Below are 20,035 nucleotides of genomic sequence, written 5' to 3'. Positions count from 1 at the left end.
CGCTTGGGTTAATAACTCAAGTGGGTTAATCGAGGAGGGGTCTACTCCGGTGTACCGGGTCCGGCCGCGTCACGAGTGCATCAGGCAGTACAACTGGTGCCCGGCGTGGTGCAGTTCGCGGGCGAACTTGGTCCAGTCGTGCAGCATCCGGTACAGCAGATAGGCGTCGCGCGGCACCCGCCGGTCCGGGAACGTCGACCAGATGAAGGCCGCCGCGCCCAGTTCCTCCTCGGTCGCGTTGCGCAGTACGTCCATCAGCATCGGCGGCAGCTGCATCACCGCGTGCGCGGGATGCAGCACGACCAGCTCCAGCGGTGGCGTCGCGTCCTGTGGGGTGTCCCCCAGCAGCGACAGCACCATCGCGCTGACCGTCTCCGGCTTCACGAACGACACATAGGAATTGCTGGGACGTTCCACCGTGTCGGTCGGATCGATCAGCGGAGGCACCCGCGCCGCGGTCGCGCGATCGGGTGCGCCGAAGTACTCATATGTCACGCCCACGTGTGCACCTCCCGACCGAGGTCGGCTCCGTGACACGTGCGCACACCCGTGGCGCCCGACGCCATCGCTCCCTGCTCGCTTGTCTCGGTCTGGTCGGTGATCGAGGGGACTCGTTGAAGATCGTCGCAGGTCATCCGGGCATTCCGTACCGCGGTTGAGTAACAGGTGTGCACCACTCGGAACCGGTCCCGCCCCGGCATGCGTCAGGACTCCCGGCCAGGCGGCCCGCCCGAGAAAGTCTGCCCGAGCGACAGGTCGTTCAATGCCTTGACGAATACCGCCGTTCGTACCGAACCGGCCGAACGCGCGGTGATCTTCACCACGTTCGTCTCGACCACCTCGGCTCGCACGTCGGCCAGCACCGTGCTCCACGGCACCCCCTGCGCGGTTTTGCCGCCGCCGGTGAACACCGTGCGCAGTCGATCGGCCTCGGCCCGGGCGGCCGGCTCCGAACCGGTGGCCACACACATCACGTCGGTGCCCGGGACGCCCGCCTTGCCGCTCACCCCGACCGCGATCCTGGGCCCGTTCGCCCGCTCGCCACCGGCGACGCGATCGGTGATCACCGCGGCCAGCGGCTTGCCCAGGCAGTTCGCCAGCGCGCGCACGACGGGATCGGCGCCCAGCATCGTGCCGCCCCGGCCGAGGTCGGCGCCGCGCCCGGTGGAGCCGTAGCCGATCTGCTTGTCGGTGACCCGAATCACGTTGAAGTGGTTGATGCCCAGCGGAAGTTTCTGCGCCAGCGTGTCGTCCAGGCTCAATTCGTTGTCGGGACGCAGCCGCTGCACACTCGGCTCGGCCGGCTCCGGCTTGCCACCCAGTTCCCGGAGCTTGCCGAGCACGGTGCCCTTGTCGAAGCCGCCGACGAACACCCCACCCTGGTACGGCGGTCGGCCGGCGGACCAGGCCTCGTGCGCCTTGGTCGGGTCGAAGCCCAGGGCCGGCGCCACCTGATCGCGCATCGCGGCCAGGTCGGGGTAGCCCGTGCCGATCAGCGGTCCGTAGGGTCCGGCGAAGTCACCACCGCCGTTGGCCTTGCTGATCGCGGCCGTGTCGCCGTACTCGAACCAGCCCCGGGTGGATTCGTCGTCGCGCACCCGATCCAGCGCGCCGCGCAGCCCGGTCCTGCCGTCGTCGTCCGAGTCCCCGCCGCCGCACGCGGCCGTCCCGGCCAGCGTCAACAGCGTCGCCAGCACCGGTCCGAGACCGCCGGCTATCCGGTGGTGTCGCCCGGACCGCCCACCCCGACGTGTTCTCGCCGCCACGCGCGCACCCCGATCTTCGTGCTGCACCCCGCCGGACATGCCTCACCCGTGGGCACGGGTCCGGGTCGCCCGATCATACTGCTCCCCGCCCCCGGTTTCGGTTGGCGGATCCCCGGGAACCAACGCGAATCCGCGCACACCCTCCCCGGCGCCCATGTGGTTGGTCCACCCGTCGGGCGAGCCGCGGGCGACGGATGTGCCCGGTTTGTTTGAGAGCATGACCGGGTGAGCTCTGTCAACGAGAACCCCGCACCCGCCTCCGCCGCCCTGTTCGCGCGTGCGAGGGCCGTCACCCCCGGCGGGGTCAACTCGCCGGTGCGCGCCTTCCGCGCGGTCGGCGGCACGCCGCGCTTCATGGTCTCGGGCCGAGGCCCCTACCTGACCGACGCGGACGGCCGTGAATACGTGGACCTGGTGTGCTCCTGGGGCCCGATGATCCTCGGCCACGCGCACCCCGCCGTACAGGAGGCCGTCCGCGAGGCGGTCGCGCGCGGCACCTCCTTCGGCACACCCGGCGCCGGCGAGGTGGAACTCGCCGAGGAGATCGTCTCCCGGGTCGCCCCGGTCGAACAGGTCCGCCTGGTCAGCTCCGGCACCGAGGCCACCATGTCCGCGATCCGGCTCGCGCGCGGCTTCACCGGCCGGGCCAAGGTGGTGAAGTTCGCCGGGTGTTACCACGGTCACGTGGACGCGCTGCTGGCCGCCGCCGGCTCCGGCCTGGCCACCTTCGCGCTGCCGGACACGCCCGGGGTCACCGGGGCCTCGGCCGCCGACACGATCGTGTTGCCGTACAACGACCTGTCCGCCGTCGAGTCGGCGTTCGCCGTCCACGGCGACGACATCGCGTGCGTGATCACCGAGGCCGCGCCGGGCAACATGGGTGTGGTCACCCCGCGTCCGGGCTTCAACGCGGGCGTCAAGGCCCTGTGCGAGCGGCACGGCGCGCTGTTCGTCTCGGACGAGGTGATGACCGGCTTCCGGGTGTCCAAGGCGGGTTGGTTCGGCATCGAGGGCGTGGTCCCCGACCTGCTCACCTTCGGCAAGGTGATGGGCGGCGGCTTCCCGGCCGCCGCGTTCGGCGGGCGCTCCGACGTGATGTCGCACCTGGCGCCGCTCGGCCCGGTCTACCAGGCCGGCACGCTGTCCGGGAACCCGGTGGCCACCGCGGCGGGCGTCACCACTCTGCGGTACTGCACCGACGCGGTGTACAAGCACCTGGACGCGGTCTCCCTCGCGCTGCGCACCGAGGTGTCGGCCGCCCTGGCCAAGGAGGGCGTCGCGCACACGGTGTCCACGGCCGGGAACATGTTCTCGGTCTTCTTCACCGATCGCCCGGTGCACGACTACGACCAGGCCCGCACGCAGGAGGCGTTCCGCTTCTCCGCGTTCTTCCACGCGATGCTGGACGCCGGCGTGTACCTGCCGCCGAGCGCGTTCGAGGCGTGGTTCCTGTCCGCGGCCCACGACGACGCGGCCGTGAACCGTATCCTCGACGCGCTGCCGGCCGCAGCCCGCGCCGCAGCGAGTGCCCAGGAGAACTGACGATGGCTCAGAAGCCGCAGACCAACCGCGACGTGACGATCGTCCACCTCATGCGCCACGGCGAGGTGCACAATCCGCACGGCATCCTGTACGGCCGCCTGCCCGACTACCACCTGTCGGAGCTGGGCAACAAGATGGCCGAGCGGGTCGCCGACCACCTCGCCGAGCGCGACATCACGCACGTGGTGTCCTCGCCGCTGGAGCGTGCCCAGGAGACCGCCGCGCCGATCGCCGGTCGACACAATCTGGAGATCGCCACCGACGATCGACTGATCGAGGCGGAGAACATCTTCCAGGGCAAGACCTTCGGAGTGGGCGACGGTTCCCTGAAGAACCCGACGCACTGGAAGCACCTCACCAACCCGTTCAAGCCGTCGTGGGGCGAGCCGTACATCGAGCAGGTGGTGCGGATGATGGGCGCGCTCGGCGCCGCCCGGGACGCCGCGCGTGGGCACGAGGCGGTGTGCGTGAGCCACCAGTTGCCGATCTGGGTGACCCGCTCCTTCGTCGAGCGGCGGAGGTTGTGGCACGACCCGCGCAACCGGCAGTGCTCGCTCGCGTCGCTCACCACGTTCACCTACGAGGGGGACAAGATCGTCTCCGTCGGCTACAGCGAACCGGCTCGGGATCTGCTGCCGGCGAAGCTCGCGGGCAAGACGCAGAACAAGAGCTTCGGGGCGTGACACGAAGCCGCGACTTCGGGGGATGACACGAAGGCGCGGTTTCGGGGCGTGACGAAGAACCGCGGATTCGGGGCATAGTGCCCTATTTATTTAGGACGAATCGGGATGAACTGAAGCAGTGTCAGCGGCACGACGGACCCCGCGTGGAGCGGGCGCGGAGGCATGCGAAACTTTTCACATGCTCACACGCCGCCTGCCTCGTCGTGCCGCGCTGCTCACCGCCGCGGCCCTGCTCGCACTCACCGGCTGCGGCGGGATGAGTGCCGGCGGCAAGAGCAGCGGCGACGGCAAGGGCTATGTCGACAGCGACAACAGCGGCATCGTGCGGGCCAAGGCGGGCGACCGTACCGCGGCTCCGAAGGTCTCCGGCAAGACGCTGGAGGGCAAGGACATCAGCCTCGCCGAGTTCAAGGGCAAGGTCGTGGTGCTGAACGTGTGGGGCTCGTGGTGCCCACCGTGCCGGGCCGAGGCGGCCGACTTCCAGCAGGCCCACACCGAGACCGCGGACAAGGGTGTGCAGTTCCTGGGGATCAACACCCGCGACGCCACCCAGGACAACGCGATCGCGTTCACCAACAGCAAGGGCATCACCTACCCGAGCCTGTGGGACCCGGACGCGCGCGAGATCCTCAAGTTCACCGGCAACCTGAACCCCAACGCGATCCCCAGCACGCTGATCATCGACCGTGAGGGTCGGATCGCGGCGCGGGTGTTGCGGGCGGTCACCATCGAGGAACTGCGCTCGATGATCGACCCGGTGCTGAACGAGCCCGTGCCGAACGAGAAGGCCTGATCGAGGTGCTCGTCGCAGCCGAGGGGATGAACAACACGGTCTACACGGGGTCGTTGTTCGCGGCCCTGCCGATCGCCCTGCTCGCGGGGCTGATCTCGTTCTTCTCGCCGTGCGTGTTGCCGTTGGTCCCCGGCTATGTCAGCTACGTCACCGGGGTCTCCGGGGCGGATCTGAAGGATGCCCGGCGCGGTCGACTCTTCCTGGGCACGCTGCTGTTCGTGCTCGGCTTCACCGCCGTGTTCGTCTCCATGGGCGCGGCGTTCGGCTACTTCGGCAAGACGCTCCTGGCACACCAGGCGACCATCACCAAGGTCTTCGGCGCGGTCACCATCGTGCTCGGGCTGTCCTTCATGGGCGTGCTCCCGGGCATGCAGCGCGAGTTCCGGGTGCACAAGCGGCCGGCCATAGGGCTGGTCGGCGCGCCGCTGCTGGGCATGGTGTTCGGGCTCGGCTGGACGCCGTGCATCGGCCCGACCCTGACCGCGGTGCTGAACCTGTCCGTGAGCGAGGCGAGCGCCAATCGCGGCGCGCTGCTCACCGTGGCCTACTGCCTGGGTCTGGGCGTGCCCTTCCTGGTCACCGCGCTCGCGTTCCGCAAGGCGCTCGGTGCGTTCGGGTGGGTCAAGAAGCACTACGTCTGGGTGATGCGCCTGGGCGGCGGCATGCTCGTGCTGCTCGGCGTACTGATGCTCACCGGCGCGTGGGACCAGATGATGCGTGAGATGCAGTCCTGGGCCGGGCAATACACGATCGGATTCTGATGAGCCTGGAGACCCGAACCGACGACGACCTCGCACGCGACGACGACCTCGAAGGAATCGCGAAGCCCGAGGCCAGGGCCGATGCCGGGATGTCGACCGCGCCCGCGCAGGACGACGGCGACGAGGAGATCCGCCAACCGCAGCTGGGCGTGCTCGGCTGGCTGCGCTGGCTCTGGCGGCAACTGACCTCGATGCGGGTCGCGCTGATCCTGCTGTTCCTGCTGTCGGTCGCGGCCACGCCGCCGACGCTGATCCCACAGCGGCCGGTCAGCCCGATCAAGGTCAGCCAGTACTTCCGGGACCATCCCGACCGCGCGAAGATCATGGACAAGTTCCAGCTCTTCGACGTGTTCGCGTCGTGGTGGTTCGCCTCGATCTACATCCTGCTGTTCGTCTCGCTCGCGGGCTGCATCGTGCCGCGCTGCTGGGCGCACGCCAAGACGTTGCGGGCCAAGCCGCCACAGGCGCCGAGCAACTTCACCCGGCTGCCCGCGCACGCGCGCTGGGAGACCTCGGCGGACCCGGACACGGTGCTCGCCGCGGCGCGCGTCGCGCTCAAGAAGCGCCGTTTCCGGCTGAACCCGAGCTCCGACTCGATCGCGGCGGAGAAGGGCTACGCCCGGGAGAGCGGCAACCTGCTGTTCCACATCGCGCTGTTCGGCATCCTGGTCGCGTTCGCCCTGGGCAGCCTGTACAGCGTCAAGGGCGGCAAGATCGTGGTCGAGGGCGGCAGCTTCGCGAACGTGCTCACCCAGTACGACGACCGCCAGTTCGGCGCGCTCGTGGACGCGGACAACCTGGAGCCCTTCGGGTTCCGGCTCGAGTCGGTCGAGCAGAAGTTCCAGCCGACCGGCGCCAAGCGCGGCGAGCCCAGGTCGTTCACCGCGAACATCGAGTCCTGGTACGGGCACGAGGGCAAGGACAAGGCCGGGAAGATCAGGGTCAACCACCCGCTGGAGGTGGGCGACACCAAGGTGTTCATGATCGCCACCGGCTACGCGCCGGAGGTGACCGTACGCGACGCCAAGGGCAAGATCGCCTACAAGGGCCCCACCGTGTTCCTGCCCCAGGACGGCAACCGCACCTCGACCGGCGTGATCAAGGTCCCCGACGTCAGCCCCGGCCTCAAACAACTGGGCTTCGACGGGCAGTTCCTGCCGAGCGCGCCGGTGGACCAGGACGGCAACCTGCTGGTCGACCCCAGGCGCGGTCCGATCTCGGTGTTCCCCTCGCTGCTCAACCCCCGGCTGCTGATCAGCGGTTACGAGGGCGACCTGGGTATGGACTCGGGCGTTCCGCAGAACATCTACGCGCTCAAGGCCGACAAGATGTCGAAGTTCATGAACGGCTCCGACGTGTGGCGCCAGGCGCTCAAGGTCGGCGACACCGTGGAACTGCCCAACGGCGCAGGCACCGTCACCTTCGACGGCGTCAAGACCTGGGCCAACTTCCAGGTCGCCAGCGAGCCCGGCAAGGGGCTCGCGCTCTTCAGCGTGGTGGCCGCGATCGTCGGCCTCGTGCTGTCACTGTTCGTTCGCCGCCGCCGGATGTGGGTGCGCGCGGTGGAGGGTCCCGACGGCCACACGGTCGTCGAGGTCGGCGGGCTCGCCCGCACCGAGGGTGGGGGCCTCGGCGATGAGGTACAGGAGTTCGTGGACGCGTTGCGCGAGGCCGCGCCGGCGAACTCACCCGGCACCAAGGTCAAGGAGTGAGCGTGGGCGTCAACGAGAACCTCGCCCAATTCAGCAATGTGCTGATGTATTCGGCGATCGCCGTCTACCTGATGGCGTTCTTCGCCTATTGCATGGAATGGACCTTCGGCAGCAGCGGCGCGGTGGCCAAACGCTCGGCCGACCTGTCGGTCGAGGTCCTGGAGCCCGCCGCGAAGGCCGGCGCGGCCGGCGGGGTCGCGCTGGCCGAGCGGCCGGTCGTGGTGCTGCGCGAGGGCGGGCACGACGGTGCCGGCGCCGACGACCAGGGCAACGTGGCCGGCGGCGACGAACGCGCGGACCGGATCGGCCGGGTCGCGGTCTCGCTGACCGTGCTCGGCTTCCTGCTGCACGCCGGTTCCGTGCTCACGCGCGGCATCTCGGTCGAGCGGGCCCCGTGGGGCAACATGTACGAGTTCTCCACCTCGGTCTCGCTGGTGGTGGTCGCGGCCTTCCTGGTGCTGCTGTGGAAGTACCCGGTGCGCTGGCTGGGCCTGTTCGTCACGCTGCCGGTGCTCACCACGCTCGGCGTCGCGGTGACGGTCCTGTACACCGACTCCGAGCAACTGGTCCCGGCACTCGACTCGTACTGGCTGTGGATCCACGTCGCGTCCGCGATCGTCTCGTTCGGCGCATTCCACATCGGCGCGCTCGCCTCGATCCTGTTTCTGTTCCGGCAGAAGTACGAGGGCAAGGTCGCCCGCGGCGACAAGCTCGGCCGCTTCGACGAGAAGCTGGCCCGGCTGCCGAGCGCGGCGTCCCTGGACAAGACCGCCTACCGCGTCAACGCGATCATCTTCCCGCTGTGGACCTTCGCCATCGTCTGCGGCGCGATCTGGGCGGAGAACGCGTGGGGCCGCTACTGGGGCTGGGACCCCAAGGAGGTCTGGTCCTTCATCACCTGGGTCGCCTACGCGGCCTACCTGCACGCCCGCGCCACGGCCGGCTGGAAGGGCACCAAGGCCGCGATCGTTTCCCTGGTCGCCTTCGCCTGCTTCCTGTTCAACTACTACGGCGTCAACATCTTCGTGAACGGGCTGCACTCGTACGCGGGCGTCTGACGCGTCACCAACCGGAACGGGTCCGGTCCCACACCACTCGCGGTGTGGGACCGGACCCGTTCCGGGTTCGGGCGACCTGCCGACCACATGCTCTGCGTCGGGTTCGTATTCTCAGGTCCAGTCGTTCACGCGGCGGCTTCGCGGGCGGCCTCGTCCAACATCGCGGCCATCTCGGCCGCAGCCGGACGGGCGGCTGCCAAGCTGTCCGCGTCGGCGATCGTCTGTTCGAGTTCGCGTAGCCGACGCGCCCGGGCGGGCATGCGCCGCAACGCGACGAACACGGCCCAGCGTCGAAGGAATGTGTGCATGGGCACGGTGCTGTCGGTCTGCACGGCCTCCTGCCAGACACCGTGAAATTCCTGCTCGAAGCGAACAGCCGCGACCGGATCGAGCGAGAGCACTGCCACCCGCAGCGCCTGCTCGGTTACCGGTGGCATGGGAAACAACGGCTCCTTCCCCGCGAGTCCGAGATTCGGCTCACTCGCCACAACCGCCTCCTCAGCTCGTGCACCAGCGCTGTCCCACCTCATTCCCGCGCACCTCTAAGCTTCGCCGGCGCATGGCGAGATCATCGGTCGCCGCGCTCCGCCGACGCCGGCTCGGCCGACGGGTGATACGCGGGCAGACCGTGCATGCCCCGGGCTGTTTTTTGCCCCCGAGCGGATGGCGCCTCCCATGTACCCGGGCATTCGGTGGCACATCCGATGCCGGAGCAGTGGGCGCGGTCGAAAGTTTGCGTGGGCTCGGGCGGAAAAAGTCCGGATGCAGGGGCGACGTGGGGGCCGTGGCGGGCTCGGGTGAGCGCCTCGGGCGTTTTCGGTGGCGGCCGTCCCGGCCTACGGCCGCAGGCCCCGCACGCCCAGATCCAGCAGCGCGCACACGAACAGCGCGATGCCGATGAAACCGTTCGTGGTGAAGAAGGCCCGGTTGAGCTTGGACAGGTCGTCCGGCTTGAGCAGCGAGTGTTCGTATACGAATGCCGCGCCGACGATCAGCAGGCCCAGCCACCAGAAGAAGCCCGCGCCGGTGAGCGCGCCGAACCAGATGAACAGCAGCGTGGTCACCACGTGGGTGACCTTCGAGGCGTTCAGCGCGGCGGCGATGCCCCACTTGGCGGGCACGCTCTTGACGCCGTGCGCGCGGTCGGCCGCGACGTCCTGGCAGCCGAAGATCAGGTCGAAGCCGCCGATCCAGGTGCCAACCGCCAGGCCCAGTACGACCGCCTGCCACGACCACTCGCCGGTGATCGCCAGCCACGCGCCGACCGGCCCGATCGCCTGCGCGACGCCCAGGATCGCGTGCGGGACGTTGGTGAACCGCTTGCCGTACGGATAGATCACCATCGGGATCACCGCGACCGGCGCGAGCGCCAGGCACAGCGGGTTCAGCAGCGCGGCGGCGACCAGGTAGAAGAACAGGGCGACCAGCGCGCCGATCCACGCGGTGCGCACCGACACCGCGCCGGTGACCAACTCGCGCGACGCGGTGCGCGGATTGCGCGCGTCGATCTCGCGGTCGATGATCCGATTGCAGGCCATCGCGAAGGTGCGCAGGCCGACCATCGCCACGGTGACCAGGAACAGTTCCCAGTAGTGCAGCCGTTCGTTGCTCTCGTACATCGCGGTGAAGGCCGCGATATAGGCGAACGGCAACGCGAAGACCGAGTGCTCGATCAACACGAGGCGCAGGAACGCCTTGACCCGGCCCACCTCCGAGGGAGCCCCGGGTGCGGGTAGCGCGGCGGACGTCACAGTCCGTATTCCTTCCATCGGCGGGTCACCTTGGCGGCGGTCTCGGGATCCGACACGACCATCTCCGGCCAGCCGCCGTCGCGCGTGTAGCCCTCCTCGGGCAGCTTGCGGGTCGCGTCGATGCCCGCCTTGCCACCCCAGAACTGCTGGTACGACGCGTGATCGAGGTGGTCCACGGGCCCCTCGGTCAACAACAGGTCGCGCGCGTAGTCGGTGTTGCCGAACGCCCGCCACGCGACCTCGTGGTAGTCGTGCACGTCGCAGTCGGCGTCCACCACCACGATCAGCTTGGTCAGCGACATCATGTGCGCACCCCAGATCGCGCTCATCACCTTCTGCGCGTGCTTGGGGTACTTCTTGTCGATCGAGACGATCGCGCAGTTGTGGAAGCCGCCCGCCTCGGGCAGGTCGTAGTCGACGATGTCCGGCACGATGATCTTGAGCAGCGGCAGGAAGAACCGCTCGGTGGCCTTGCCCAGCGGCCCGTCCTCGGTGGGCGGCCGGCCGACCACGATCGACTGCAGCAGCGGCTTCTCCCGCATCGTCACGCAGTCGATGGTCAGCGCCGGGAACGGCTCCTGCGGCGTGTAGAAGCCGGTGTGGTCGCCGAACGGCCCCTCCGGCAACATCTCGCCCGGGGTCAACCAGCCTTCGAGGACCACCTCGGCCTCGGCCGGGACCTGGAGCGGCACGCTCACGCAGTCGACCATCTCGATCCGCCGACCGCCGATGAAGCCGGCGAACAGGTACTCGTCGATGTCGCCGGGCAGCGGCGCGGTGGACGCGTACGTCACCGCCGGCGGGCAGCCGAACGCGATCGCCACCGGCAGCCGCTCACCGCGCTTGGCGGCCACCTGGTAGTGGTTGCGGCTGTCCTTGTGGATCTGCCAATGCATCCCGATGGTGCGCTTGTCGTGCCGCTGGAGCCGGTACAGACCCAGGTTGCGCACGCCCGTGTCGGGGTCCTTGGTGTGGGTCAGGCCCAGGTTGTAGAACGAGCCGCCGTCCTCGGGCCAGGTGAAAAGCGCCGGGATGCGGTCCAGGTCGACGTCGTCGCCCTTGAGCACGACCTGCTGACAGGGCGCGTCCTTGATCTTCTTCGGCGGGATGTGCGCGACCGAGCCGAGCTTGCCGAACGCCTCGCGGATCCCGGTGAACCCCTGCGGCAGTTCCGGCTTGAGCAGGCCGCCGATCTTCTCCGACAACTCGTCGTAGCTCTTCAGCCCGAGCGCCATCAGCATGCGCTCGTCGGTGCCGTAGACGTTCATCGCCAGCGGCATCGAACTGCCCTTGACGTTCTCGAACAGCAGCGCCGGACCCTTGGCCTTGTTCACCCGATCGGTGATCTCGCCGACCTCCAGATGCGGGTCGACCTCCGCGCGTACGCGCTTGAGTTCACCACGCTTCTCCAGTGCCTTCAGGAAAGCGCGCAAGGTCCCGTATGCCATGCGTGCCAGTATCCGATACGGACTCGCCGGACCCGCACGCGCACCCGGCCGGTCGGGCTACCTTGGTCCCTCGTGCCGAGCAGGAGGGGTACATGCTCACGGTCGCTTCGGAATTGCGTTCGGTGGTCGTCCATGCCGTGGGGGCGGTGTGTGTGCGGAATTGCGACGTGGACCTGCCGGCCGGCCCACCGGGTCCGGTGCGGGTGCGGGTGACCGGATTCCCGCTCACCGCGTACGGCGACTGGCTGCGCGCGCGGGTGATCGGCGGCGGTACGGGGGTGCGGGTCACCGACATCCGGCCCGTGGTCGACGTCGAGATGGTGGAGGAAACGGACCTGCCCGCCGTACTGCTCGACCTGGAGGCGGCCGAGTCCCGGGTCCGGGCGCTGCGCGCGAAAAGCGCGCGGCTGGCCGACGAGCTGGCCGAGATCGCCGGGCTCCAGGCGGTACTGCCATCCGTGCGCCGCGGTGATCCGCCGCGCCCCGCACCGGTGTCCGCGCTGCTGGAGCTGGCCGCGTTCACGGACGAGCGGGCCCAGGCGCTGTACGAGCGCGTCGGCGTCTGCGACGCCGAACTGCGCGAGGCGGTCCGCGACACCGAGTTGTTCCGGGCTCGGCTGAACGCGGCGTCCGGCGCGCAGCGCACCGAACGGACCCAGGCGTCCGGCACCGCGGTGGTCACCCTGGAGCACTCCGGCGAAGCCGGCCCGGTCGAGCTGGCCGTGGAGTACCACGTGCCCGGCGCGCGCTGGGCGCCGATGTACCAGCTGCGCCTGGACGAGGCGATGACCGGCGGCACGCTGGTGATGCGGGCCTGCGTCGCGCAGCGCACCGGTGAGGACTGGACCGGCGTACGGCTCGGCCTGTCCACCGCCGACCTGGCCCGGAGCACCGACCTGCCCGAGCTCAAGTCGCTGCGCCTGGGCCGCCGGCAGAGCGCGCCCGCGCACGCGGGTTGGCGCGAGCCACCGGCCGGGCTGGCCGAGCTGTTCGCGGGCTACGACGCGGGTGTGGCCAAGCGCCCGGCGGCGCGGTCGGCGTATGCCGGGGCGGCTGCGGCCCCGGCCGAGGAGTTCGCCGCCGAGGACCGGGTCCTGTATCGGGCGGCGCCGATGCCCGCGCCGATCACCCCGGCCGCCCCGGGGGCGGCCATGCCACCGCCGATGCAGGTCGCCGGCGGCTTCGGCGCGCCGCCACCCGCGCCGCGCCCCGCCGCCGCGAGGGCGCGCCGGGCCCGAGGCGCCGCGTCCCAGGACTCGGCGCTCGAAGGCTCCGCGCCCGGCGGCGCCTTCGAACTCGCCCGTTTCGACGGGGCGGCCGACGAGGACCCGATCTCGCCGAAGGCCGAACCGGCCCCGCCGGCGCAGCCCGAGCCCGGCAGCGACCTCCTCGACTACGCGGCCCTGGAGCTGCGGGGCGCGGACGACGCCGAGGCCCGCGGCCGGCTGCGCGCCGCGCCGTACGGTTCGGGTGGAACCGCGATGGAGTACCGCCGGCGTGCCGACGAGGTGACCCGGCTGACGCTGCCCGAGCACGCGCTCGCGCCGCGCGACGCGGCCGGGTCCTACGACTATCGCTTCGACACCACGGCGCCCGCCGAGGTGGCCGCCGACGGGGTGTGGCACACCATCCCGGTGTGCGAGATCGAGGTCTCGCTCGAGCCCGAGTTCGTCTGCGTACCGGCCCTGGACGACGCGGTGTTCGGCACGGTGGTGCTCGCCAACGCGTCGGCGCACGCGCTGCTCCACGGCCCGGCGGACGTCTCGGTGGCCGGCGAGTTCCTGATGACCGTGCCGCTGCCGACGCTCGCACCCGGCGCGCGCGAACGGGTCGGCGTCGGCGTCGTGGAGAGCGTGCAGGTGTCGCGGAACGCGCACATGCGCGAGTCGACGGCGGGTCTGCGCGGCGGTACGGCCGTGCTCGACCACCGGATCGAGATCGAGGCGGTCAACCACCTCGCCCGGCCGATCCGGCTGGACATCCTGGAGCGTGTTCCGGTCACCGACGACAAGGACGTCAAGATCGAGGAGCACGCCGGCGCGCCGCGCTGGGTGCAGGACACCGAACTGCGCGACGGGCGGCACGTCCCGGGCGCGCGGGTGTGGCATGTCGAACTCGCCCCGGGCGAGCGGAAGAACCTGACCGGTGGCTACGAGATCCGGATCCCGGCAGCGAAGGCCGTGGTCGGCGGCAACAGGAGGGTCTGACCATGACTCAGCCGACGCTGGAAAAGAGCACGCCGGCCGAACGCAAGCCGGAACCGCTGCCGATCACGGCGGTGACCTGTCTGGAGGACCGGGCGCAGGTGACCCGATCCGGCCGGATCGAGGTGGCCGAGGGCGTACAGCGGGTGCTGGTCGGCCCGGTGACCCCGCTCGCCGTGGACCGGTCGCTGCGGGTCGAGGTGATCGCCGACGACGGCAGCGCGACCGCGATCGACGCGCGCGTGGTGCGGGTGTACACGCCCAGGCCCGCGACCGGCCCCGGCCCGGACGCCTCCGAGCTGCGCCGGCTCGTGCACGACCTGGACGAGCGGCGCGTCGCGTTGTCCCGGCACTCGAACCGGCTGCACACCCGGCTCACGCTGATCGCGCAGGCCCGGACCGAGCTGCGCCGCAACATCGCCGAGCAGACCGGCTTCGGTACGGCCGAGCCCGAGCGCTGGACCACCGAGCTGGATCGGCTCTCGGCCGAGGCCGAGGACCGGCACGCCGAACTGCACGCCCTGGCCGACGAGCAGTCCTCGGTGGAACGCCGGCTGCGCGAGGCGCGGGCGGCGCTCGACGTGGCCGAGCAGGAACCCGCGGAGCTGACCGCGACCGTCGAGGTGGTGATCGAGGCCGAGCGCACCGGGTCGGCCGAGTTGCGGGTGGTGCACCTGGTTCCGTGCGCGTTGTGGCGACCCGCCTACCGCGCGACGCTCGCGCCGGACCGCCGGTCGATCGAGCTCGAATGCGACGCGGTGGTCTGGCAGCGCACCGGCGAGGACTGGTCCGGCGTCGCGCTGTCCCTGTCCACCGCGCGTCCGACCCTGGCCGCGCGGCCGCCGAGCCTGGTCGAGGATCGGCTGACCCTGCGCGAGCGCACCCAGGTGGAGAAGAAGCAGGTCGAGGTGGACCTGCGCGAGGAGGAGATCGCCACGGTCGGCCGGGTTGCGGGCGGCTCGGCCGAGCTGCCCGGGGTGGACGACGGCGGCGAGGTCCGGGTGCTGGCCGCGCCCGCGCCGGTGGAGGTGCCCTCCGACGGGCGGCCGCATCGGGTCCGGCTGACCACGTTCACCGCGGCGTGCGAGCCCGAGGCGGCCTGTGCGCCCGAGTTGTCGCAGTACGTGAGCCAGGTGGTGCGCTTCGCCAACGACGCCGGTCACGCGCTGCTCGCGGGCCCGGTGGAACTGGTGCGCGGCAGCGGGTACGCCGGCCGCGGGCAACTCGACTTCGCCGCGCCGGGCGAGGAGGTCCGGTTGCCGTTCGGCAGCGAGGACGACTTCCGGGTGGTACGCGACGTGACCGAATCGCGCACGACGGCCTCGCTCACCGGGCGCACGGTGGTCACCCGTACGGTGACCGTCTTCCTCTCGCACATCGCCGCGCCGGAGGCCGAGTCGCCCGGGACGGTGGTGTTGCGCGAGCGGGTGCCGGTGTCCGAGGTGTCGGCGGTCGAGGTCAAGGTGCGCGGTGACCTGTCGGAACCGGCGCCGGACGCGGTCGACGAGCAGGGAATCGTCCGCTACGACGTGCGATTGACGGCGGGCGAGCGGCGCCGGATCACGCTCGTGTACGAGCTGCACGCGTCGGGCAAGGTCACCGGGCTGTGAGGGGTCCGGTGTTCATGGAGCCGACCGTTTACGCTGGACAGGAGACGCATCCGAGTACCAAGCGCCGAGTACCTGCCTGGGAGACCGCCACATGATCAGGGTTCTGCTGTTTCTGCTGCCCCTGGCCGTCGGGATCTACGCGTTCATCGACTGTCTGACCACCGATGAGCAGAAGGTCCGCAGCCTGCCCAAGATCGCCTGGGTCTTCATCATCTTGTTCTTCTGGCCGGTCTTCCTCGGCCCGATCGGCTGGTTCGCCGCCGGACGCCCCAAGCGCGAGTACACCCCAGGCGGCTCCGGCGGCTTCGGGTTCGGCGGCCGGGCCCAGGGCCGGCAGCTCGCTCCGGACGACAACCCGGAGTTCCTGTCGTCCCTGAGCAAGGACAACCGCAAGCCGAGCGACCCGTCGTCGAGCAGCGACGAGGACGAGATGCTCAAGCGCTGGGAAGAGGACCTCAAGCACCGCGAGGACGACCTGCGCAGTCCCGACCAGGACAACCCGGAAGGGCGCGCGAAGGACAAGGACTGAGCCGGGCTTCGGCCGCACGGCCGGTCGGGACGCGTATCGCGGCCCGGCCGGCTTTTGTGTGTCCGGGTCTTGGGCGGCGGCGTGTGCGCGATGCGGCCGTAGGACCGCGGTGGTGGACGTGCGGCCGGCGGCGGGGTGCGGCGTTAGGCCGCTCAGGTCGCGGCGGCCACCTCGGCCGCCGCGTCCGCGAGCAGCCGGCCGGTCTTCTCCAGCGTCCGTCCGTCGGTCCGGGGGGCGAAGCCGCGCAGGCTCAGGATCAGGACCAGGTCGCCGTCCCGGTCGTGCACCGGCGCGCTGATCGCGCCCACCCGGTAGTCACGGTCCGGTTCCAGCTCGTCGATCTGTCCGCCGTCGGAGCCGCCGATCTCGGCCGCGATCTCCTCCAGGAGCGTGCGCAGCCGGGCAGCCGACGCGCCCGCGCCGAGCGTGTCCAGCCCCTCCAGGTGCTCGTCCAGTTCGCCGAGCGTCTCGCCCAGCCGGGTCTCCACGTCGGTGACCAGTTCGATCGCGAACCCGCGGTGCCGCGCGTTGTCGATCGCTCGCGACATCCGCCCGCGCGCGGCCGGGCCGTCCGCCTCGTCGAGCCAGCGCCGGATCGTCTGCTCGTCCGCCCAGGGCACGTAGCCGATGCCCAGCGGCGGGGTGATCGGCGCCTGGGCGCCGACCCGCAGCCGGTGCGACTCGGGACCCGGCGCGCGGACCACCTCGGCGATCGCCACGTGGTGTTCGCCGGGCGTCATCGCGAAGCAGGACAGGCCGGTCTCGTCGCGCAGCCGCGCCATGATCGGCCGCGCCACGTCGAGCACGCCCAGCCCGCGCGCGGCGGCCCGGCCCACCGCGACCAGCGCCGGGCCGAGCCGGTAGGTGCGGCGGGTCGGATGGCGGATCAACCAGCCCAGCGAGGTCAGGCTCGCGAGCATCGGATGGCAGGTCGCGGGCGTCACCGCGAGATGCCGGGCGATCTCGGACAGGGTCAGTCCCTCCGCCGGCCGTTCGGCGATCGCGTCGATCAGCGAGACGAGTCGGTCGGTCTGCGGGGACGGTCGTGGGGCCATGGCCGGCACCCTACTGGATCTTTTCGCATAGTGCGCATATTGACTCGCACAATGCGCAGCCGTACGGTCTGCCCACGTTACCGGGGAGGCTCATATGTACGACCTCAAGATCATCAACGCCACGATCGTGGACGGCACCGGCGCGGACCGGTTCGTCGGTGACATCGGTGTCCGGGACGGCCTGATCGTCGCGGTCCGCCGGCACGACGGCCCGGATCCGGCCCTGGACGGCGACGCGGTCGAGACGATCGACGCGACCGGTCACCTGGTCACGCCGGGTTTCGTGGACATCCACACCCACTACGACGGCCAGGCCACCTGGGACGAGGTGCTCGACCCGTCCACGTCGCACGGCGTGACCACGGTGGTCTCGGGGAACTGCGGAGTCGGCTTCGCGCCGGTTCGCCCGGGCCGCGAGGACTGGCTGATCCGGTTGATGGAGGGCGTCGAGGACATCCCCGGGACGGCCCTCGCCGAGGGCATGACGTGGGGCTGGGAGACCTTCCCTGAGTACCTGGACGTACTCGAGCAGCGCACGTTCGCCGCCGATATCGGCGTCCAGGTCGCGCACGGCGCGGTGCGGGCGTACGCGATGGGCAACCGGGGCGCGCGCAACGAGCCGGCCACGGCCGAGGACATCGAGGCGATGGCGGTGATCGTCAAGGAGGCGATCGAGGCCGGAGCGCTGGGCTTCTCCACCTCGCGCACGGTCGCGCACAAGGCGATGGGCGGCGAGCCGGTACCCGGCACCTTCGCCACGGAGGACGAACTCTTCGGCCTGGGCCGGGCGATGGCCGCGGGCGGGCGGGCCGTCTTCGAGTTGGCCCCGACCGGCTCGTCCGGCGAGGACATCGTCAAGCCCGCCTCCGAGGTGGCCTGGATGCGTCGACTCGCCGCCGAGATCGGCATGCCGGTGTCGTTCGCGCTGCTCCAGGTCAACGCGGCGCCGGAGCTGTGGCGCGAGTTGATGGCCGAGTCGCAGGCCGCGAACGAGGCGGGCGCGCGGCTGCATCCGCAGATCGCGGGCCGCCCGTTCGGGATGCTGACCGGGTTCGGCACCCGCAACGCGTTCAGCAAACGACCGACGTTCCGGGCGATCGACGACCGGCGGGTGGCCGGCGAACTGGACGACGCGGCGTTCGCGGCCGAGTTGGCCCGGCCCGAGGTCAAGGCGGCGATCCTGGCCGAGAGCGACCTGCCCAGCGACCCGAACATCCCGGGCGACTCGGTCAACCTGGCGATGCAGTTCATGCTGGACCGGATGTACCCGATGGACACCGTCCCGGACTACGAGCCGCTGCCGGACCGCACGGTGACCGCCATCGCCCGGGCGCGCGGCGAGGACCCGCTGTCCACGCTGTACGACCTGCAACTGGAGGACGACGCGCGGACCACGCTGATGGTCCCGATGTTCAACTACTCGGACGGTGACCACGAGGCGATCCGAGAGATGCTCACCCACCCGGCGAGCGTCTTCGGCCTGGCCGACGGCGGCGCGCACTGCTCGATGATCTGCGACGCCTCCCAGCCGACCTTCCTGCTCACCCACTGGGCCCGCGACCGCACCCGCGGCGAGCGCCTGCCGCTGGAATTCCTGATCCGCAAGCAGACGATGGACACCGCCGCCCTGTACGGCCTGTCCGACCGGGGCGTGCTGGCCGAGGGCAAGCGCGCCGACCTGAACGTGATCGACCTGGACGCCCTCACCCTGCACCGCCCCCGGATGGTCCACGACCTCCCGGCCGGCGGCGGCCGCATGCTCCAGAACGCGACCGGCTACCTGGCCACGATCGTCGCGGGCCAGGTCACGAGGCGAGCGGGCGTCGACACCGGCGCGAGGCCGGGCCGCCTGGTGCGTGGGGCCCGGTAGCGCCGGTTCGCCCACAGGCGTCGGTCGGCGTGCTCCGCTCCCGGCCACCCCACGGCGAGCCGCGGATCACCCGCCCGACCCGCGCCGCCGTTTCATGTGGAACACGTCGGCCCCGGCTCCCGTTACGGGCGTCGGGGCCGACGCACCGGGAACCGCGTCCCGATGGCGAAGCGAGGGTGGCCGACAGGCCGGGCGGTCAACGGGTCGTTGCCGCCCGCCGGCCCGGTCAGGCCGTCTTGTTCTCGCCGAACAGACCGCCGCCGCCGCCGAAGGACTTCAGGAGGCCGTTGAGGTCGATCGTCTCGCCGGCCGGCGGGGCCTTGGGGGAGATGCCACCGGAGAGCTTGGAGTACTTGAGGTCGAGGGAGACCTCGTTGGTGCCGTCGCTCTTGTCGTCGGCGGTGACGCGGACCGGGAAGGGCTTGCCGTTGGCCGCGATGTAGATGGTGAGGGTCGCGCCGTCCTCCTTGGAGATCAGCGGGATCACCTTGGTCCCGTTGATCTCGGTGGTCTCACCCTTGGTCAGCTTCGGCTTGTCGCCCGAGTCCGAGTCCGAGCCGGAGTCCGAGTCCGAGTCCGAGTCGGAGCCGAACGGCGAGCTGTCCGAGCCACCGAACGGCGAGCCGTCCGACCCGCCGAACAGCCCGTCCAGCGACGGCTTCTTGCCGCCCTTGAGCAGGTCCTGGCCGAGCTTGCCCGCGCTCCCGTCGCCGAGCTTGATGTACTTGCCCTCGACCAGCTTGGCGCCCTCGACGAACATCTTGGTGAACTCGTCGCCCAGTTCCAGGTCGTCGGCGGACGGGGCCTCACCGGACGCGGCCTCGGCCCGCTTGCCCAGGTCCACGAGGGTCTGCACGGTGCCGGGCGCGATCCGCACGTAGACGGTCTTGTCGACCCCGATCAGGTCCACCGGCTTGTCCCCGAGGGTGATCTTGCCCTCGACCTGCTCGGGGGTGCCGATCTTGACGTCCAGGCCGAGCGGGGTGTCGTAGATCTTCCCGGTGCCCTGGACGCGCAGGTTCGTCAGGTCGTCGAAACCGGTCTCGGCCTGCTTGGAGAGCGCCTCGACGCTCAGTCCCTCGTTCGACGGGCCCTTGGGGTCCAGGGCGTCACCGCCACCGCCCAGGCTGTTGAAGGGGTCTCCCGAGGACGACTCGCCACAGCCGGCGGCGAGCAGGACCAGCGGTACGGTCAGGGCCGCGGCGGATATCCGGAGCGAACGCACAGTTGAACTCCCGGTCGAGAAACGATCG

Annotated in this window: 17 protein-coding genes; 10 read left to right on the top strand and 7 right to left on the bottom strand. The window is 70.6% G+C overall.

Annotated features, from left to right (window positions below; translation table 11 throughout):
- Positions 1-69: 69 nt before the first annotated feature.
- Positions 70-501 carry a hypothetical protein gene (locus tag ACZ4FV_RS02410; protein WP_020556484.1) on the bottom strand — a complete coding sequence of 144 codons (432 nt, stop codon included), beginning with the start codon at positions 499-501 and terminating at the stop codon, positions 70-72.
- Positions 502-704: 203 nt separating this feature from the next.
- Complete coding sequence (locus ACZ4FV_RS02405; RefSeq protein WP_395873335.1) at positions 705-1,697, bottom strand: hypothetical protein; 993 nt, start codon at positions 1,695-1,697, stop codon at positions 705-707.
- Positions 1,698-1,991: 294 nt separating this feature from the next.
- Here ACZ4FV_RS02405 and hemL point away from each other — a divergent pair, with 294 nt between their 5' ends.
- The 6 genes from hemL to ccsB all read left to right on the top strand — a co-directional run bounded on the left by hemL (position 1,992) and on the right by ccsB (position 8,315).
- Positions 1,992-3,308 carry a glutamate-1-semialdehyde 2,1-aminomutase gene (hemL, locus tag ACZ4FV_RS02400; protein ID WP_395873334.1) on the top strand — a complete coding sequence of 439 codons (1,317 nt, stop codon included), beginning with the start codon at positions 1,992-1,994 and terminating at the stop codon, positions 3,306-3,308.
- 2 nt (positions 3,309-3,310) lie between these two features.
- Entirely contained in the window at positions 3,311-3,991 is a 681-nt protein-coding gene (locus tag ACZ4FV_RS02395) for a histidine phosphatase family protein (protein ID WP_395873333.1), read from the top strand.
- A gap of 178 nt (positions 3,992-4,169) precedes the next feature.
- A complete protein-coding gene (locus ACZ4FV_RS02390; protein WP_395873332.1) occupies positions 4,170-4,784 on the top strand; it encodes a TlpA family protein disulfide reductase in 615 nt (204 codons plus the stop codon).
- A gap of 26 nt (positions 4,785-4,810) precedes the next feature.
- Positions 4,811-5,545 carry a cytochrome c biogenesis CcdA family protein gene (locus ACZ4FV_RS02385; protein WP_395873385.1) on the top strand — a complete coding sequence of 245 codons (735 nt, stop codon included), beginning with the start codon at positions 4,811-4,813 and terminating at the stop codon, positions 5,543-5,545.
- Complete coding sequence (resB, locus tag ACZ4FV_RS02380) at positions 5,545-7,257, top strand: cytochrome c biogenesis protein ResB (protein WP_395873331.1); 1,713 nt, start codon at positions 5,545-5,547, stop codon at positions 7,255-7,257. Before ACZ4FV_RS02385 ends, resB begins: the two co-directional genes overlap by 1 nt.
- Before the next feature lie 44 nt (positions 7,258-7,301).
- Complete coding sequence (gene ccsB, locus ACZ4FV_RS02375) at positions 7,302-8,315, top strand: c-type cytochrome biogenesis protein CcsB (protein ID WP_395873384.1); 1,014 nt, start codon at positions 7,302-7,304, stop codon at positions 8,313-8,315.
- A gap of 125 nt (positions 8,316-8,440) precedes the next feature.
- Here ccsB and ACZ4FV_RS02370 read toward each other — a convergent pair whose 3' ends face one another.
- From ACZ4FV_RS02370 to ACZ4FV_RS02360, 3 genes are all read right to left on the bottom strand, one after another.
- A complete protein-coding gene (locus ACZ4FV_RS02370; RefSeq protein WP_465321639.1) occupies positions 8,441-8,752 on the bottom strand; it encodes a hypothetical protein in 312 nt (103 codons plus the stop codon).
- 399 nt (positions 8,753-9,151) lie between these two features.
- A complete protein-coding gene (gene mqnP / locus ACZ4FV_RS02365; RefSeq protein WP_465321638.1) occupies positions 9,152-10,084 on the bottom strand; it encodes a menaquinone biosynthesis prenyltransferase MqnP in 933 nt (310 codons plus the stop codon).
- On the bottom strand, positions 10,063-11,514 hold the full coding sequence (locus ACZ4FV_RS02360; RefSeq protein ID WP_402233856.1) for a menaquinone biosynthesis decarboxylase: 1,452 nt from the start codon (positions 11,512-11,514) through the stop codon (positions 10,063-10,065). The genes mqnP and ACZ4FV_RS02360 overlap by 22 nt, the downstream gene beginning before the upstream one ends.
- Before the next feature lie 92 nt (positions 11,515-11,606).
- Here ACZ4FV_RS02360 and ACZ4FV_RS02355 point away from each other — a divergent pair, with 92 nt between their 5' ends.
- From ACZ4FV_RS02355 to ACZ4FV_RS02345, 3 genes are all read left to right on the top strand, one after another.
- Positions 11,607-13,721: a DUF4139 domain-containing protein gene (locus tag ACZ4FV_RS02355; protein ID WP_402233858.1), complete on the top strand. Its 2,115-nt coding sequence runs from the start codon at positions 11,607-11,609 to the stop codon at positions 13,719-13,721.
- Between the two features lie 2 nt (positions 13,722-13,723).
- Positions 13,724-15,328, top strand: coding sequence for a mucoidy inhibitor MuiA family protein (locus ACZ4FV_RS02350; protein ID WP_465321636.1), 1,605 nt, complete (start codon positions 13,724-13,726; stop codon positions 15,326-15,328).
- 91 nt (positions 15,329-15,419) lie between these two features.
- Complete coding sequence (locus ACZ4FV_RS02345) at positions 15,420-15,857, top strand: PLD nuclease N-terminal domain-containing protein (protein ID WP_402233862.1); 438 nt, start codon at positions 15,420-15,422, stop codon at positions 15,855-15,857.
- 152 nt (positions 15,858-16,009) lie between these two features.
- Here ACZ4FV_RS02345 and ACZ4FV_RS02340 read toward each other — a convergent pair whose 3' ends face one another.
- On the bottom strand, positions 16,010-16,912 hold the full coding sequence (locus ACZ4FV_RS02340; protein WP_395873324.1) for an IclR family transcriptional regulator: 903 nt from the start codon (positions 16,910-16,912) through the stop codon (positions 16,010-16,012).
- A 94-nt stretch (positions 16,913-17,006) separates the two neighbouring features.
- Between ACZ4FV_RS02340 and ACZ4FV_RS02335 the strand changes: the two genes are divergently transcribed.
- A complete protein-coding gene (locus tag ACZ4FV_RS02335) occupies positions 17,007-18,782 on the top strand; it encodes an N-acyl-D-amino-acid deacylase family protein (RefSeq protein WP_465321634.1) in 1,776 nt (591 codons plus the stop codon).
- A gap of 226 nt (positions 18,783-19,008) precedes the next feature.
- On the opposite strand, the gene ACZ4FV_RS02330 is transcribed toward ACZ4FV_RS02335, so the two are convergent.
- Positions 19,009-20,007, bottom strand: coding sequence for a hypothetical protein (locus tag ACZ4FV_RS02330; RefSeq protein WP_465321633.1), 999 nt, complete (start codon positions 20,005-20,007; stop codon positions 19,009-19,011).
- Positions 20,008-20,035: the final 28 nt, after the last annotated feature.

It is taken from the genome of Embleya sp. NPDC025285 (genome assembly GCF_055558835.1).
This window is presented reverse-complemented; position numbering and strand designations above follow the sequence as displayed.

Excerpts from the sequence above, each read along its gene's own strand:
- ACZ4FV_RS02355 (WP_402233858.1), top strand. The coding sequence starts at position 11,607 with ATGCTCACGGTCGCTTCGGAATTGCGTTCGGTGGTCGTCCATGCCGTG.
- ACZ4FV_RS02360 (WP_402233856.1), bottom strand. The coding sequence starts at position 11,514 with ATGGCATACGGGACCTTGCGCGCTTTCCTGAAGGCACTGGAGAAGCGT.
- ACZ4FV_RS02340 (WP_395873324.1), bottom strand. The coding sequence starts at position 16,912 with ATGGCCCCACGACCGTCCCCGCAGACCGACCGACTCGTCTCGCTGATC.
- resB (WP_395873331.1), top strand. The coding sequence starts at position 5,545 with ATGAGCCTGGAGACCCGAACCGACGACGACCTCGCACGCGACGACGAC.
- ACZ4FV_RS02370 (WP_465321639.1), bottom strand. The coding sequence starts at position 8,752 with ATGCCACCGGTAACCGAGCAGGCGCTGCGGGTGGCAGTGCTCTCGCTC.
- ccsB (WP_395873384.1), top strand. The coding sequence starts at position 7,302 with ATGTATTCGGCGATCGCCGTCTACCTGATGGCGTTCTTCGCCTATTGC.
- ACZ4FV_RS02390 (WP_395873332.1), top strand. The coding sequence starts at position 4,170 with ATGCTCACACGCCGCCTGCCTCGTCGTGCCGCGCTGCTCACCGCCGCG.
- ACZ4FV_RS02350 (WP_465321636.1), top strand. The coding sequence starts at position 13,724 with ATGACTCAGCCGACGCTGGAAAAGAGCACGCCGGCCGAACGCAAGCCG.
- ACZ4FV_RS02345 (WP_402233862.1), top strand. The coding sequence starts at position 15,420 with ATGATCAGGGTTCTGCTGTTTCTGCTGCCCCTGGCCGTCGGGATCTAC.
- ACZ4FV_RS02385 (WP_395873385.1), top strand. The coding sequence starts at position 4,811 with ATGAACAACACGGTCTACACGGGGTCGTTGTTCGCGGCCCTGCCGATC.
- mqnP (WP_465321638.1), bottom strand. The coding sequence starts at position 10,084 with ATGGAAGGAATACGGACTGTGACGTCCGCCGCGCTACCCGCACCCGGG.
- ACZ4FV_RS02395 (WP_395873333.1), top strand. The coding sequence starts at position 3,311 with ATGGCTCAGAAGCCGCAGACCAACCGCGACGTGACGATCGTCCACCTC.
- ACZ4FV_RS02335 (WP_465321634.1), top strand. The coding sequence starts at position 17,007 with ATGTACGACCTCAAGATCATCAACGCCACGATCGTGGACGGCACCGGC.